At 67.0% G+C, this 13,988-nt stretch carries 17 protein-coding genes; 10 read left to right on the top strand and 7 right to left on the bottom strand.

Annotated elements, in window-relative coordinates; translation table 11 throughout:
- Positions 1–22: 22 nt before the first annotated feature.
- Complete coding sequence (gene coxB, locus OLX02_RS06990) at positions 23–1,081, bottom strand: cytochrome c oxidase subunit II (RefSeq protein WP_264421448.1); 1,059 nt, start codon at positions 1,079–1,081, stop codon at positions 23–25.
- Positions 1,082–1,323: 242 nt separating this feature from the next.
- Between coxB and pyrE the strand changes: the two genes are divergently transcribed.
- The 9 genes from pyrE (at position 1,324) to OLX02_RS06945 (ending at position 7,654) form a co-directional block, all read left to right on the top strand.
- Positions 1,324–1,908 (top strand): orotate phosphoribosyltransferase, encoded by a 585-nt coding sequence (gene pyrE, locus OLX02_RS06985; protein WP_264421446.1) that lies wholly within the window; start codon positions 1,324–1,326, stop codon positions 1,906–1,908.
- Between the two features lie 13 nt (positions 1,909–1,921).
- The gene (locus OLX02_RS06980) at positions 1,922–2,677 is read left to right on the top strand and encodes a pyridoxine 5'-phosphate synthase (RefSeq protein ID WP_264421444.1); all 756 of its coding nucleotides are present in this window, start codon (positions 1,922–1,924) and stop codon (positions 2,675–2,677) included.
- Between the two features lie 11 nt (positions 2,678–2,688).
- Positions 2,689–3,120 (top strand): holo-ACP synthase, encoded by a 432-nt coding sequence (acpS, locus tag OLX02_RS06975; RefSeq protein WP_264421442.1) that lies wholly within the window; start codon positions 2,689–2,691, stop codon positions 3,118–3,120.
- Positions 3,117–4,028 carry a signal peptidase I gene (lepB, locus tag OLX02_RS06970; RefSeq protein ID WP_264421440.1) on the top strand — a complete coding sequence of 304 codons (912 nt, stop codon included), beginning with the start codon at positions 3,117–3,119 and terminating at the stop codon, positions 4,026–4,028. The genes acpS and lepB overlap by 4 nt, the downstream gene beginning before the upstream one ends.
- A complete protein-coding gene (locus OLX02_RS06965; RefSeq protein ID WP_264421438.1) occupies positions 4,025–5,089 on the top strand; it encodes an AI-2E family transporter in 1,065 nt (354 codons plus the stop codon). Before lepB ends, OLX02_RS06965 begins: the two co-directional genes overlap by 4 nt.
- 3 nt (positions 5,090–5,092) lie before the next feature.
- The gene (locus OLX02_RS06960; protein WP_264421437.1) at positions 5,093–6,223 is read left to right on the top strand and encodes a DUF3089 domain-containing protein; all 1,131 of its coding nucleotides are present in this window, start codon (positions 5,093–5,095) and stop codon (positions 6,221–6,223) included.
- Complete coding sequence (ruvX, locus tag OLX02_RS06955; RefSeq protein ID WP_264421435.1) at positions 6,220–6,690, top strand: Holliday junction resolvase RuvX; 471 nt, start codon at positions 6,220–6,222, stop codon at positions 6,688–6,690. The genes OLX02_RS06960 and ruvX overlap by 4 nt, the downstream gene beginning before the upstream one ends.
- A 101-nt stretch (positions 6,691–6,791) precedes the next feature.
- Entirely contained in the window at positions 6,792–7,238 is a 447-nt protein-coding gene (locus OLX02_RS06950; RefSeq protein ID WP_264422056.1) for a PaaI family thioesterase, read from the top strand.
- Complete coding sequence (locus tag OLX02_RS06945) at positions 7,235–7,654, top strand: PaaI family thioesterase (RefSeq protein WP_264421433.1); 420 nt, start codon at positions 7,235–7,237, stop codon at positions 7,652–7,654. The genes OLX02_RS06950 and OLX02_RS06945 overlap by 4 nt, the downstream gene beginning before the upstream one ends.
- 3 nt (positions 7,655–7,657) lie before the next feature.
- Here the strand turns inward: OLX02_RS06945 and OLX02_RS06940 are convergent, their stop codons facing one another.
- The 4 genes from OLX02_RS06940 to argH are packed head-to-tail and all read right to left on the bottom strand — an operon-like array spanning position 7,658 to position 11,366.
- Complete coding sequence (locus OLX02_RS06940; RefSeq protein ID WP_264421431.1) at positions 7,658–8,440, bottom strand: bifunctional precorrin-2 dehydrogenase/sirohydrochlorin ferrochelatase; 783 nt, start codon at positions 8,438–8,440, stop codon at positions 7,658–7,660.
- Between the two features lie 2 nt (positions 8,441–8,442).
- Positions 8,443–9,702, bottom strand: a complete 1,260-nt coding sequence (gene lysA / locus OLX02_RS06935; RefSeq protein ID WP_264421430.1) for a diaminopimelate decarboxylase — start codon at positions 9,700–9,702, stop codon at positions 8,443–8,445.
- 19 nt (positions 9,703–9,721) lie between these two features.
- Positions 9,722–9,985 carry a hypothetical protein gene (locus OLX02_RS06930; RefSeq protein ID WP_413630094.1) on the bottom strand — a complete coding sequence of 88 codons (264 nt, stop codon included), beginning with the start codon at positions 9,983–9,985 and terminating at the stop codon, positions 9,722–9,724.
- Positions 9,986–9,989: 4 nt separating this feature from the next.
- Positions 9,990–11,366, bottom strand: coding sequence for an argininosuccinate lyase (argH, locus tag OLX02_RS06925; RefSeq protein WP_264422054.1), 1,377 nt, complete (start codon positions 11,364–11,366; stop codon positions 9,990–9,992).
- Positions 11,367–11,391: 25 nt separating this feature from the next.
- On the opposite strand from argH, the gene OLX02_RS06920 reads away from it, so the two are divergent.
- On the top strand, positions 11,392–11,994 hold the full coding sequence (locus tag OLX02_RS06920; RefSeq protein WP_264422052.1) for a TlpA family protein disulfide reductase: 603 nt from the start codon (positions 11,392–11,394) through the stop codon (positions 11,992–11,994).
- 31 nt (positions 11,995–12,025) lie between these two features.
- Here the strand turns inward: OLX02_RS06920 and OLX02_RS06915 are convergent, their stop codons facing one another.
- Both OLX02_RS06915 and OLX02_RS06910 read right to left on the bottom strand, forming a co-directional pair.
- A complete protein-coding gene (locus OLX02_RS06915) occupies positions 12,026–12,544 on the bottom strand; it encodes a nuclear transport factor 2 family protein (protein WP_264421428.1) in 519 nt (172 codons plus the stop codon).
- A 4-nt stretch (positions 12,545–12,548) separates the two neighbouring features.
- A complete protein-coding gene (locus tag OLX02_RS06910; RefSeq protein ID WP_264421426.1) occupies positions 12,549–13,970 on the bottom strand; it encodes an aromatic ring-hydroxylating oxygenase subunit alpha in 1,422 nt (473 codons plus the stop codon).
- Between the last annotated feature and the right edge of the window lie 18 nt (positions 13,971–13,988).

Raw genomic sequence — 13,988 nt, 5'->3', positions numbered from 1 at the left:
GCGAACCTTGTCCTGAAATCTCTTACGCGGCCGGCGCGGCGGAGGCGTCGGCAGCCGGGGCTGCGGGCACCGCGGCGGCGGCAGGCGTGGCAGCGGCGGGAGCAGCAGCAGGCGCCGCTGCGGCCGGAGCGGCGGCGGCGGCACCAACGGTGCCACCCTGCGCCTTGACCCAGGCTTCGAACTTGGGCCGCGGAAGGGCTTCGACCACGATCGGCATATAGCCGTGGCGGACGCCGCACAGTTCCGAGCACTGGCCGTAATAGACGCCCGGCTCGTTCACGATGAGGACCTTCTCGTTGATCCGCCCCGGAACCGCGTCCAGCTTGAACCACAGCGAAGGCACGGCGAACGAGTGGATCACGTCGGCACCGGTCGTCTGGAGACGGATCGGCTCGCCCACGGGGACGACCATGCGGGCGTCAGCGGCAAGCTGGGGCGGCTCGCCACGCTTGATCGCTTCTTCGTCGGGCAGCATGTTCGAGATGACCTCGAAGCCGCCGTTGTCCGGATAGGTGTAACCCCAGTACCACTGGTAGCCGGTAACCTTGACGGTCAGCGCGCCCTTCGGCGCCGGCTTGTACTGCTGCGCGAGCAGACGGATCGACGGCACCGCGATGACCACCAGGATCAGCACCGGAACCAGCGTCCAGATCACTTCGATCAGCGTGTTGTGGCTGGTCTTCGAAGCGACCGGATTGGCGCGGCGGTTGAAGCGGGCCATCACGACCAGCAGCAGCACCAGCACCAGGAAGGTGATCGCCACGATGATCGGGAACAGCACGTAGTCGTGCATCGCCAGGGCCTGCTTGCCCGTGGGCGAATACTGGTCCTGGAAGGTCATGCGACCATCGACGGGCTGCCCCTTGCCCGGCGTGGGCTTCATCGGAACATAACCGCCGGCGTCGGCAGTAGCCGGCGAAGCCTTGGCGGCATCGGCAGCAGGAGCGGCCGCAGCCGTGGCAGCCGGCGTGGGCGCAGCAGCCGGAGCTGCCATCGCCGCCGGGGCGAAGCTCAGCGCGGCGGCAAGGCCCAGGGTCCGGATCGCTTTGCCCGTGGCGCGGGCGGTATCGGCAAGACTCATCGTCGAATGTTCCGCTTTTCCCTGTTTGCGCTGCGTCAATGAGACGCGCGCGCAACCCCTCTAATTCCCTCGATTGGACCGGCCTATACGCGGGCTCGTCCCAACCCTCAAGCGCCACTGCGCATATTTTTGAGGGTTGGCAAAGCTGTCGAAAAGGCTTGCGGCAGCGCTGCCGGCGGGCCATTGCGGCGCATCCCATATATATAATGCCGCACCGCATCGCGGCAGCCGACGGAAGCGCCATGCAGGAAGACGAAATCCTCGCCGAATTCCGGGCCAGCCAGGCCCTGCTCGAAGGTCATTTCCTTCTCTCGTCAGGGCGGCACAGCGCACATTACCTGCAATGCGCCCGCGTTCTGATGGACCCGATGCGCGCCTCGCGCCTTGCCGCCGCGACCGCTGCGAAAATCCCGCGCGAAGTACGCCAGCAGATCCAGAAGGTCGTCTCGCCCGCGATGGGCGGCGTGATCATCGGCCACGAAATGGGCCGAGCGCTGGGCGTCGAGGCGATGTTCGTCGAGCGCCCCACCGGCACCTTCGAACTGCGCCGCGGATTTGCGCTGACGCCGGGTGACAAGGTGCTGATGGTGGAGGACGTGGTCACGACGGGCCTTTCCAGCCGCGAGGCGATCAAGGCCATCGAGGACGCGGGCGGCGTGGTCATCGCGGCCGCTTCGCTGGTTGATCGGTCTGCCGGCAGCGTGGACCTGGGGGTGCCCTTCTACCCGCTCGTCGCGCTCAACTTCCCGACTTATGCGCCCGACGAACTTCCCGCGGAACTGGCCGCGACTCCGGCGGTGAAGCCGGGCAGCCGGGCGGCGGCGTAAGGAGCCAACAAGCATGAGCGCGCTCATTCCGGGTCACCTCGGGCCGGGCCGCCTGCGGCTTGGCGTCAACATCGACCACGTCGCCACCATCCGCAACGCACGCGGCGGCGCGCATCCCGATCCCGTGCGCGCGGCGGAAATCGTCGCGGCGGTGGGCGGCGACGGTATCACCGCGCACCTTCGTGAGGACCGGCGGCACATTCGCGACGAGGATCTGGCGCGCATCCAGGCCGCGACCGACCTGCCGCTGAACCTGGAAATGGCCGCGACCGAGGAAATGCTCGCCATCGCGCTGCGCCACAAGCCGCACGCCGCCTGCATCGTGCCCGAGCGGCGCGAGGAGCGCACGACCGAGGGCGGGCTGGACGCGGCGGGGCAGCACAACCGGCTGGCCCCGATCGTCGCGCGCCTGTCCGATGCGGGCATTCGCGTCAGCCTGTTCATCGCGCCGGAGCCGCGCCAGATCGAGGCGGCGATGAAGCTGGGCGCACCGGTCGTGGAACTGCACACCGGCGAATATGCCCATGCGACGGGCGAGGCGCGCGCCGCCGAACTGCGCCGCATTGCCGACATGGCCGCGCTCGCCGCGCGCAACGGGATCGAGCCGCACGCCGGCCACGGCCTGACCTATGACAACGTTCAGCCGGTCGCCGCCATCCCGCAGCTGGCCGAGCTGAACATCGGCCACTACCTGATCGGCGAGGCGATCTTCACCGGGCTGGAAGCCAGCGTGCGCCGAATGCGCGAGCTGATGGACGAAGCACGGTAAGGGCCACGGGCGTGATCATCGGGCTGGGTTCCGACCTCTGCAATATCGAGCGAATTCAGTCCTCTCTGGACCGCTTCGGCGAACGCTTCGAAAAGCGCGTGTTCACCGAGGTGGAGCGCGCCAAGGCCGCGCGGCGACCGTTCACCCGCGCCGGCACCTACGCCAAGCGATTCGCCGCGAAGGAAGCGTTCTCCAAGGCGGTCGGCACCGGCTTCAAGGCGGGCGTCTTCATGAAGGATATCGGTGTGGTCAATGCGCGTTCCGGCGCGCCCACGCTTGCACTGACAGGCGGCGCTGCCGCGCGGCTCGCCGCGATCACGCCCGCCGGGCATGAAGCAGTGGTTCACCTGACGCTGACCGACGACCATCCCTGGGCGCAGGCGTTCGTAGTGATCGAGGCCCGGCCGCTTGCAGTTCCCTCGCACGACATTGGTGACGCTTGAGCGAGCCGCCGAACGAGGGGACCGGCACCCCTCCCCCGCATTCCACTGCGGACGAGGACGATCCGCCGCAGAGCGTCAACTGGCTGGCGGAAGTGCGCGGCCTTGCCATGATGCTGATCGCGGTGATCGCATTCCATTCCTTCATCGCCAAGCCATTCTACATTCCGTCGATATCGATGATGCCGAACCTGCTCGTCGGCGACAGGCTGGTCGTGTCCAAATATCCCTATGGCTGGTCGTGGGTGTCCGCTTCCTTCCACGTGCTGCCCCGCTCGCACGAACGGCTGCTGGGCCGAACGCCGGAATATGGCGACGTGGTGATCGTTGTCCCGCCCGACCGCGACGAGGACTACATCAAGCGCGTCGTCGCGCTGCCGGGCGACCGCATCGCGGTGGTGAACGGACAGATCGTGCTCAATGGCAAGCCGGTTCCGCAAGTGGTTGAACCACCACTGGAATTGCCGGCAGACGCCAACCAGCCGTGCGAGCCGGAGGAGTTTCCGGGACTGCGCTACCGTGCGACCGACGGGCGATTCTATTGCGAACTGCCGATCCTGCGCGAAACGCTGCCCAACGGCGCGACCTACCGCGTGATCGACCACAAGCAGCAGCCGCTCGACAACTATCCCGAGACCAAAGTGCCCCAGGGCTACGTCTTCCTGATGGGCGACAATCGCGATCATTCGGCGGACAGCCGCGCGCCGATCGAGGAAAAGGGACTTGGCGGACCGGTCCCGCTTTCGAGCGTCGGCGGCCGTGCGGAATTCACCACGTTCTCGCTCGATGGCAACGAGACGTGGAACCCGGCAACGTGGTGGCCCGCCTTGCGTCCCGGGCGGTCGTGGAACAGACTGCGCCCGATGGTCGTTCCGACGCAGACCGTGCGGAACGGGGGGAGCCAAGAATGAACGGGGACAACAGCCGGCCGGCCAGAACCGGCCCGACCGACATCCATGACGACACCGTCCGCCAGGAAGCCAAGAAGGCGGCTGTGTGGATCGGCATGATCGCGCTGGTCGCTCTGGCGGTATTTCTGGCCCAGCCGCTGATGGTGATTTTCGGCGGCGTGGTGTTCGCCGCCATGATCGACGGCGGACAGCGACTGCTGGGCCGGGTGCTGCCCCTGCCGCGGGGCTTTCGCATCGCCATCGTCCTTCTGCTGGCCGTCGGGTTCCTCGTCTGGCTGGTGACCTTTGCGGGCAACCAGATCGCGGTGCAGGCGGCGGAAATGCCCGCCATCGTCGAAACGCAGGCACAGCGCCTGCTCGATTGGGCGCACGGACGCGGCATCTTCCTCGAACGCGCGGACTTCTCCAAGGTTGCGGAACAGGTGATCGGCGGGGTGGGTCCGGTCACCCGCGCGCTGGGCGGGATTTTCGGCGGCTTCACCACCGCGTTCCTCATCATGATCCTGGGCATCTACTTCGTGCTGGAGCCGGACATCTATCGGCGCGGCTTCGCGTGGATGCTGCCCGAGGAAAGCCGCGAGCGGTTCCACGGCACCGCGCACCGGATGGGGCGTTCGCTGCGGATGCTGCTGTTCGGGCGCATGGTCGGCATGGCGGTCGAAGGTGTGGCAACATGGCTGGCGCTCGCCATTTATGGCGTGCCGATGGCCGCGCTGCTGGGCCTGCTGACTGGCCTGCTCGCCTTCCTGCCCAATATCGGCGCACCGATTTCGGGTCTGCTGATGGTCATGGTCGGCTTTTCCGGCGGCACCGCGATGGGCATCTACTGCGTGATCGTCTATTTCGTGGTGCAGACCGTGGACGGCAACATCATCGTGCCGATGGTGGCCAAGCGCACCGCCGATCTCGCCCCCGCGCTCGTGCTCGGCGCACAGCTGATCTTTGGCGTGATGTTCGGCATTCTGGGCCTCGCGCTGGCCGATCCAATCGTCGCCATGCTGAAGATCGCGCTGGAACGACAGGCGGAAAAGAACGACCAGCTCGCCAACGGGAGTGCATAGGCCTTGGCGCGCAAGTTCCTCTATTTCATCGCCATCCTGATCGTCCTGGCGCTCGCCGCGCTGCTCGTGCTGCGATTCTGGTCGAAGGAGCTGACCCGCTTCGCCTTCGTCCCGCGCGGCGCGTTCGAGCAGCAGGCCCCCCTGCCCGCAGACTACTACGGTCAGCCTGATGCGTGGATTTCGCGGCCCGGCGTCAAGGACGATCCCGCGCAATACGTGCCGGAAGGCGCCGCGCGCGGACGCGTGGGACAGGCCTGGGTCTTCTTCGTCCATCCCACCAGCTACCTCGCGCGCAATCACTGGAACGGCCCGCTGGACGATGCCGATTCGCGGTTCCGCGCCGGCCTGTTCGTGCGCGGCATGGCCAGCGCGTTCAACGCCGCCGGCCCGGTGTGGGTGCCGCGCTACCGGCAGGCCGCCTTCGGCGCGTTCCTGACCGACCGGCCCGAGGCGCAGCGCGCGCTGGAACTCGCTTATGGCGACGTCTCGCTCGCATTCGACGCATTCGTCGCGCAAGTGCCGCAGGGCGCGCCAATCGTGCTCGCCGGGCACAGCCAGGGCGCGCTCCAACTGATGCGGCTGGTGCGCGACAGGGTGAAAGGCACGCCGCTCGCCGCGCGGGTGGTCGCCGTCTATGCCATTGGCTGGCCGGTTTCCGCAGGTCACGACCTGCCCGCCATGGGAATGCCGGCGTGCGATTCGCCGCAGCGCACGGGGTGCGTGGCCAGCTGGCTGAGCTTTGCCGAGCCGGCCGATCCGTCGATGATGATCGATGCATGGCGCGCGCAGGCAGGGCTGGACGGGCAGCCTCGCAAGTCCGAGCCGACGCTCTGCTTCAACCCGCTGACCGGCTCGACGGGCAGCACGGCGGCGGCCGCCGCGAACCTCGGCACGATGGTTCCGGCGGCGGACCTTACCGAAGGAAAGCTCGTGCCCCGCGCAGTCCCCGCCCGCTGCGATGCCCGAACCGGGCTGCTGATGGTTGGCGATCCGCCGCAGATGGGTCCGTTCGTGCTGCCCGGCAACAATTACCACGTCTATGATGTGCCGTTGTTCTGGGCAAACCTGCGCGCCGACGTGGCCCGGCGCGAGCAGGCGTGGCAGCGGGCCCAGGCCGGGGCGGACAGGAAATGATCACCACCTCCGTCCGCGACCTGCGCGACGCGCTGCCGCCGCAGGGCGGCATCCTGTTGGGGCTGGATACCGGCACCAAGACCATCGGCGTGGCGCTGTGCGACGCGGGCTGGCGCTTCGCCACCGCCGGCAAGACCATCATCCGGCGCAAGTTCACGCAGGACAAGGGCGTGCTGAAGGACCTGATCGCGGAGCGCGGCGTGGTCGGCATGGTCGTGGGGCTGCCGCTGAACATGGACGGCAGCGAAAGCCCGCGCAGCCAGGGCGCGCGGGCCATGGCGCGCAATCTGGAGGACCTGGGCCTGCCGATCCTGTTGTGGGACGAGCGCTGGACCACGCAGGCGGCCGAACGCGCCATGATCGAGCAGGATTTCAGCCGCGCCAAGCGGGCGGAACGAATCGATTCGCACGCCGCCGCCCTGATCCTCCAAGGCGCGATCGACGCGCTCGTCGGCAGCGCGTTCTGACAATTCAACCGAGGGACTAAATCCTTGCCATCACCCCTGCACAGGCGCAGGAAAATCGGATGACAGAGGACAAGGGACACGCCGCCGATGTGGTGCGGCTGATGCAGGAGGGAACCTTCGCCCCGGCGCACTGGGCGAAGATGATGACCTCCCACGGCCACAGCGGCTTTCTGGATATGCGCTATGTCGCGCATGGCGATGACTGGATCGAACTCGCCCTGCCCTGGCGCGAGGATCTGGTAGGCGATCCGGAAACCGGCGTGCTGGCGTCCGGCCCGATCATCAGCCTGCTGGACAACTGCACCTCGATGTCCGCCTCCGCACGGATGAAGCGGTTCCGTCCGCAAGTGACGCTGGACCTGCGCATCGACTACGTGCGCGCGGCGGTGCCGGGCAAGACCATCGTCGCCCGTTCCGAATGCTATCAGATCACCCGCAGCATGGCCTTCGTGCGCGGCATCGCCCACGATGGCGACATCACCGATCCGGTGGCCCATGCCGCCGGCATCTTCATGCTGGTCGAAACGCCGAACTGGGTGAAACAATGAGCGCGCCGATCCTTCCTCCCTATGCCCGCAGCATGGGCATGGTCTTCGACCACGACGAAAACGGCAGCCCCGTCATCGCCATGGACTTTTCCGACCGCAACACCGGCCGGCCCGGCTTCCTCCACGGCGGTGCCATTGGCGGACTTCTGGAAATGGCGGCGTTCGCGGCGCTTCATGCCCATCTCGATCAACAAGGCATCGATGCGGATATTCGCCTGAAGCCGGTCAACATCAGCATCGAATATCTGCGCAGCGGGTTGCCGCAGCGCATCTTCGCGCGCGGCGTCGTGGTCCGCGCCGGCCGCCGGGTCGCCAACGTCCGCGCCGAAGCATGGCAGAGCGACCGCGACAAGGCCGTGGCAAGCTGCTGGATGAACTTCCTGCTGGCCCCGCGAAAGGTGCCGGTGGAGGGCTGATCCTCAGCCCTGCCCCATCACCAATTCGACCACGATCCCGTCTTCCGGCGCCGTGGCACCGCGCGGCAGACGCGCTGCATCGGCGCGGGCGCGGGCAAGGATGGCGCCGGGCACGTCCGCTCCCGCGATCACCGCATCAGCCTGCCCAAGCAGCCGCGCCTCGCGCAGCGTCAGGTCGTCCGGATCGGTGCTGCGCAAGACAATCGTGGCGCGAGTCTGTTCGCCGCCGGCCTCCCCGGCGAACCATCGCTCCACCGCGCCATCGACCTGTTCGCGGAACGGATCGAGCGCCCCGCCTTCCTCCAGCGCAGCATCCAGCGCGCGGCGACGCTCGCTACCCGAAGGCCAGCGTTCCTTCAGTACCGAACGCGCCGCGAACAGCGCCTCGGCCAGCCGCCCCAGCCCTTGCGGCAGCAGCCGCTCCAGCCGCAGCCGCAGTGCCTTGGCGAGGCCGGCCGATGTGCCGGCCGTGCCGACGGCGATAAGGACCGGGTTTCGGTCGACAATAGAGGGCGTGGTGAAATCGCAAAGCGCCGGCCGGTCGACCACGTTCACCAGCAGCCCGGCGCAGCGCGCACGAATGGCGTCGGCATTGGCCGAAGCTTCATCCTCATGCGCGATGAAAGCCAGACGGGCGCCGGTGTCGATCCCCTCGGCAAGCTCATCCACCACCCGTCCGCCGGCGCGCTCGACAAGGCGGCGCTTGGCCTCGGCCGCCTCGCCCTGCCCCAGCACGATCACCGGCTGACCGGCGATGCGGTGAAACAGGGGAAGACTGGCCAGCATGGTCAGGCGAGGAAGTCCGGCACGCGCTCGGCCGCAAGGATCGTCGCCGGATCGATGCGGTCGGCCACCACCGCCCACTTCGCGCCATCGACCATGACTTCGGGCACCAGCGGCCGCGAATTGTAGGTGTTGGCCATCGTCGCGCCGTAAGCGCCGGCGGTGCGGAACACGGCAAGATCGCCGCGCTGCACCGCGTCGATCTCTCGCGCCATGGCGAATGTGTCGCTCGATTCGCAGATCGGCCCGACGATATTGGCCGTCATCGTCTCGCCGCTCGGCTCGACCGCCGCGAAATCGTGCCAGGCATCGTAGAGCGCGGGGCGGGCAAGGTCGTTCATGGCCGCATCGACCACCACCCACGGGTTGCCCACGCCTTCCTTGACGCGGACGACGCGGGTGACGAGCACGCCGGTGTTGCCGGTGATGACGCGGCCCGGCTCGAACATCAGCGTCACGTCCCAGTCCGCGGTGACGCGCGCGACCATCGCGGCATAGTCTTCGGGCTGCGGGAACACGTCGCCGGCCTTGTAGGGCACGCCAACGCCGCCGCCGAGATCCATGTGGGTGACCGCATGGCCGGCCGCACGGATGTCCTTCATCAGCCCGCCAACCTTGGTGAAGGCGGCTTCGAGCGGATCGAGCTTCGACAGCTGGCTGCCGATGTGCAGCGCCAGGCCGCGCATGGCGAGGCCTTCGGTCTGCGCGAGACGGGCATAGATCGCGGCGGCGCGGTCATAAGGCACGCCGAACTTGTTCTCAGCCTTGCCGGTCGAGATCTTGCCATGGGTGCCGGCATCGACGTCCGGATTGACGCGCAGCGCGCAAGACGCGGTCTTGCCCAGCGAACGCGCGATCTCGGCAAGCTCCAGCCCTTCTTCCTCGCTTTCGAGGTTGAACTGGCCGCAGCCGGCTTGAAGTGCGCGGGTCATTTCGGCGGCAGTCTTGCCCACGCCGGAAAAGACGATGGCTTCGGGGTCCATGCCGGCCGCGAGCGCGCGCTCCAGCTCGCCCACCGAGACGACGTCGGCGCCATATCCTTCGGCGGCCAGCACCTTGAGCACGGCAAGGTTGGGATTGGACTTCACCGCAAAGGCGATCCGTGCGGCAGGCAGGATCGACAGCGCATCGCGGAACACGCGGGCGTGGCGCGTCAGCGTGGCACGCGAATAGACATAGACCGGGGTGCCGACCTGGTCGGCGATCACGGGCAGCGGCACGTCCTCGGCATGGAGAACGCCGCCGGAATAGTGGAAATGGTCCATCGGAAATCTCTTCGGAAAATCAGTCTTCGGGCGGCAGGTTGAAAGGATCGTCCTCCCGGTCCTGCGAACGGCTGCGCAGCTCTACACTGCGCTGGGGTTTGGCCTGCACCGGCACGTTCAGCAGGTCGTCCGCGTTCGGTTTTTCGGCGCGGCCATACGGTGCCGGAGGCAGGACCTGCCCCGAAACCGGTTTCAGCTCGCGCCGGTTGCCGCAGGCGGTCAGCGCCAGCCCCATCAACAGACAGGGCACGGCGAGCAGCAGGGTGGGGCGCGAACGGATCAAGCCTTCAATCCTCCAGGCCAAGCGCGGTGCGCGCCTGGGCCACGCGCTTCCTTACCTCGGCAGGCGCGGTTCCGCCATGGCTGGCGCGCGCGGCGACGCTCGCTTCGACCGAAAGCGCGGCATAGACGCGTTCGTCGATCCGCGCATCGATCGCCTTGAGGTCGTCCAGCGGCAGCTGGTCGAGCGCCACGCCCCGGCTTTCTGCCAGTTTCACCGCGCTGCCGGTGATGTGGTGCGCCTCGCGGAAAGGAATGTTCGCCTGCCGAACCAGCCAGTCGGCAAGGTCGGTCGCGGTGGCGTAGCCCAGTTCAGCGGCAGCGCGCATCCGCTCGGTGCGGAAAGACGCTTCGGCCACCATGCCGGTCATCGCCGCGACCGACAGCGCCAGCAGCGATGCCGCCTCGAACACGGGCGGCTTGTCGTCCTGCATATCCTTGGAATAGGCGAGCGGCAGGCCCTTCATCGTGACCATCAGCGCGGTCAGGCAGCCGACGATCCGCCCCGAATGCCCGCGCACGAGTTCGGCGGCATCAGGGTTCTTCTTCTGCGGCATGATCGAGCTGCCGGTGGAAAGGCTGTCCGGCAGGGTGACAAAGCCGAAGGGCTGGCTTGCCCAGATGATGAACTCCTCGGCCAGCCGCGACAGGTGCAGCGAGCACTGCGCCGCCGCCATCAGGAAATCGAGCGCGAAATCGCGGTCGGACACCGAATCGAGGCTGTTGTCGGTCGGGCCATCGAAGCCCAGCGTTTCCGCGGTGCGGAAGCGGTCGATGGGAAAGCCCGTGCCGGCCAGTGCCGCCGCGCCCAGCGGGCAGCGGTTCATCCGCGCGCGCGCATCGGCAAAGCGCGAGCGGTCGCGCCCGATCATCTCGTAATAGGCCATCAGGTGATGGCCGAGCGTGACCGGCTGCGCTGTCTGGAGGTGGGTGAAGCCGGGCATGATGCTGCCCGCGTGTTCGTCTGCCCGGCCGACGAGCGCGATCTGGAGCTGGCGCAGGCCTTCCTCGGCCTGGTCCATCGCATCGCGCACCCAGAGGCGGAAATCGGTCGCCACCTGGTCATTGCGGCTGCGTGCGGTGTGCAGGCGGCCGGCAGCAGGGCCGATCAGTTCGGCCAGCCGGCTCTCGGTGGTCATGTGGATGTCTTCAAGGTCCCAGTTTTCCGGGACTCCGCTGACTTCATACTCCGCCGCGACCTTGTCCAGCCCCTCGGCGATCAGCGCCGCATCCTCGGCCGAGACGATGCCCTGCGCACCCAGCATGGCGACGTGCGCCTTGGACGCGGCGATGTCCTGCCGCCACAGTGCCTTGTCGAAGGGAATCGAGGCGTTTATCTCGCGCATGATTGCCGACGGGCCGGCGGCGAAACGCCCGCCCCACATCTGGTTGGAGCCCGAATTGCCCGTCATGTCCCTGCGCCCGTCCATATGCCTGCTGCTGCCGCTGACCTTACTGGTCGCCGGGTGCGATAGGGAAACCCCCGAAAAGGCGCAACCGGCGAGCGTCCCGAGCGGCACCGAAAGTGACGCGAGCGCCACCGAGGGTGACGCAAAGGCGCTCAACGGCACGCTGGACATCGCCAAGCGCGGCGCGGCGATGCCCGATTTCACCTTCAGCGATCCATCGGGGGCGAAACTGCGCCTGGCCGATCTCAAGGGCAAGCCGGTGCTGGTCAACCTGTGGGCGACATGGTGCGGACCCTGCGTGCTGGAGATGCCGATGCTCGACAAGCTGGCGCAGGATTATGACGGGCGGCTGCGCGTGGTGACGGTGTCTCAGGACATGGGGCAGGTGGACAAGGTGAAGGCGCTGTTCGCGGAAAAGAAGTTCGCGAAGCTGCAACCGTGGCTGGACCCGGAAAACAACCTGGGCTTCCACTACAACACCGGCCTGCTGCCGACGACCGTGCTTTACGATGCGGCCGGCAAGGAAGTGTGGCGCATGGTGGGCGCGCACGACTGGTCGGGGCCGCGCACCGCGGCGTTGCTGGCGGATACGCTGGCGAAATGAAAAGGGGCGCCGCCGGCGCCCCTTCCCGTCATCACACCGGCCAGGCGCGGGTCTGGCTGAAATCCTGCCCCCGGCGCAGGCCGCGCGGCAGGTCGTTGTCCTTGAGGAAGGCATCGGCGGCCGGATCGGTCCGCGCCCAGTCGACCAGTTCCTTGCGGCGGACGATGCGCCAGTCGCCGTTGCGGCAGGCGTATTCGTCGATGTAGCGACCGGCGACGATCAGGTCCTTCGGCTCGCCATCCTCGACCGTGCGGTGCCATGCGTAGAAATAGACTTCGCCACTGGCCTTGTCGCCATCGACCGAAATCTGCGCCTGCGCAATGATGTGCTGGCTGCCCTCGATATCGGCGAGGAAGCCTTGCGCGAACGACACGAATTCGTCCGCACTGCCATTCATCAGCCCGCAGTCGACCCAGGCATCGTCGTGGAAGGCGGAGCGGTGCAGGACCGGGTCGAGCCGGTCCTGACCGCGCATGTAACGGCACAGCGCATCGTGGATGTCGCGCCGCGCGGCAAGGTCGCGGACTTCGGCTTCAAGATCGAATGCCATCCCCTCAGCCCTCCGCCGCGAGATACTTGTCGACCACCATCTGGAAGTGGCGGATGCGCGATTCCTGGTAATTGCCGAGCTGCTGCACGCCCGTGGCGCTGGCGCGGAAGCCGTCCTGCTGCGAGCGCAGGTTGTCGGTATCCTGATCATAGACATGCCCCATCGCGGCATCGAAGCCGGGCGCGGAAGCATAGCTTTCCATTTCGGCGACGCGGTACGGCTCGGGCGGTTCGGGCGCTTCGCCGTTGGCAGGCTTCGGCCGCATGAACAGGATTTCGAACAGGGTGCGGTTCGGATCGCTGCCGATCGGGCGGAAACGATAGACCATCGGCAGCGACAGGCCGGGGAACAGCACCATGTTGGGGAACACGTGGTATTCGATGGTGTCGATCATCTCGCTGTCGGAAACATTCGACAGGTCCGTCTGGTACTGTTCACCCATGAGCTTGCGCAGATGACGCGCCATGACGGTGCGCGCGGTCTCGCCCTCGCCCACCGTCAGGCTGTCCCCCCGCGAATCCTTGTCGCCCAGGATCATCGTCGACAGAAGTTCCTGCTCGGTGAGCGACTTGGCCAGGTGCGGCGAATTGATGCCGCTGGCGGCGTAGAAGCGGGTGATGTGGTCCGAGTGACAGTCATACTGCACGTTGGCATCGCCCACGCCCTTCAGCAGCTGCGGGTGGGTTTCAAGCACGTGATAGGATTCAAGGAAGGCTTCCTGCGCAGTCTTCCAGTTGCAGGGCAGTTCCTTCGCCACATGGACCGCAACGTAGCGGTCGGCGATGTTCCAGTCCTTGAAGTGGTCGGGCAGGGGCGCGAGGAATTCTTCCAGGCTCGGCCCTTCCTGCGACGGGTTGATGAAGATGAAGCCGCCCCAGTGGCCCACGCGCACTTCGGGAAGATTGGTCTTTGCAGGATCGAGGTGCGCGAAGTCCCATGCACAGGGCACGGACTTGAGGCTGCCGTCGTTGTTCCAGGTCCAGCCGTGATAGGGGCAGCGCAGGTCGTTGCCCGCGCCGATGCCCTCGTTCCGCTTGAACTTGGTCGAGCGGTGCAGGCACGAATTGACGAAGCCCTTCACGCTCATGTCCTGCTGGCGGACGACGACGTAGGAGAGGTGCGCGACTTCGTAGGTGTAGAAATCGCCGGGTTCGGGGATGTGATCCTCGCGGCAGACCCACTGCCAGGTCTTCTTCCAGATCTTCTCGATTTCGGCGGCGAAGATCGCGGGATCGAAATAGCGATCGACCGAGACCGGCGCGCTGCCGAGATAGGCGGGTTGTTCAAAGGTCAGCACCGCCGGCGGCGGCAGCGGATCCTTCGCGACGATTTCCTGCACGCTGGGCGCGGGGCACCGGATGGTGGCGAGATCGTCCTCGCTGGCGGGAGCGCTGGGCAGACCATGTTCGCGGATCGAGTCGAGCATCGATTCCTCTCCTGATTC

The sequence above is a fragment of the Novosphingobium sp. KCTC 2891 genome, assembly GCF_025938155.1.
In the GTDB taxonomy this organism is placed as follows: Bacteria; Pseudomonadota; Alphaproteobacteria; order Sphingomonadales; family Sphingomonadaceae; genus Novosphingobium.
The sequence above is the reverse complement of the archived record's forward strand: the minus strand, read 5'-3'. Positions and strand labels throughout refer to the sequence as shown.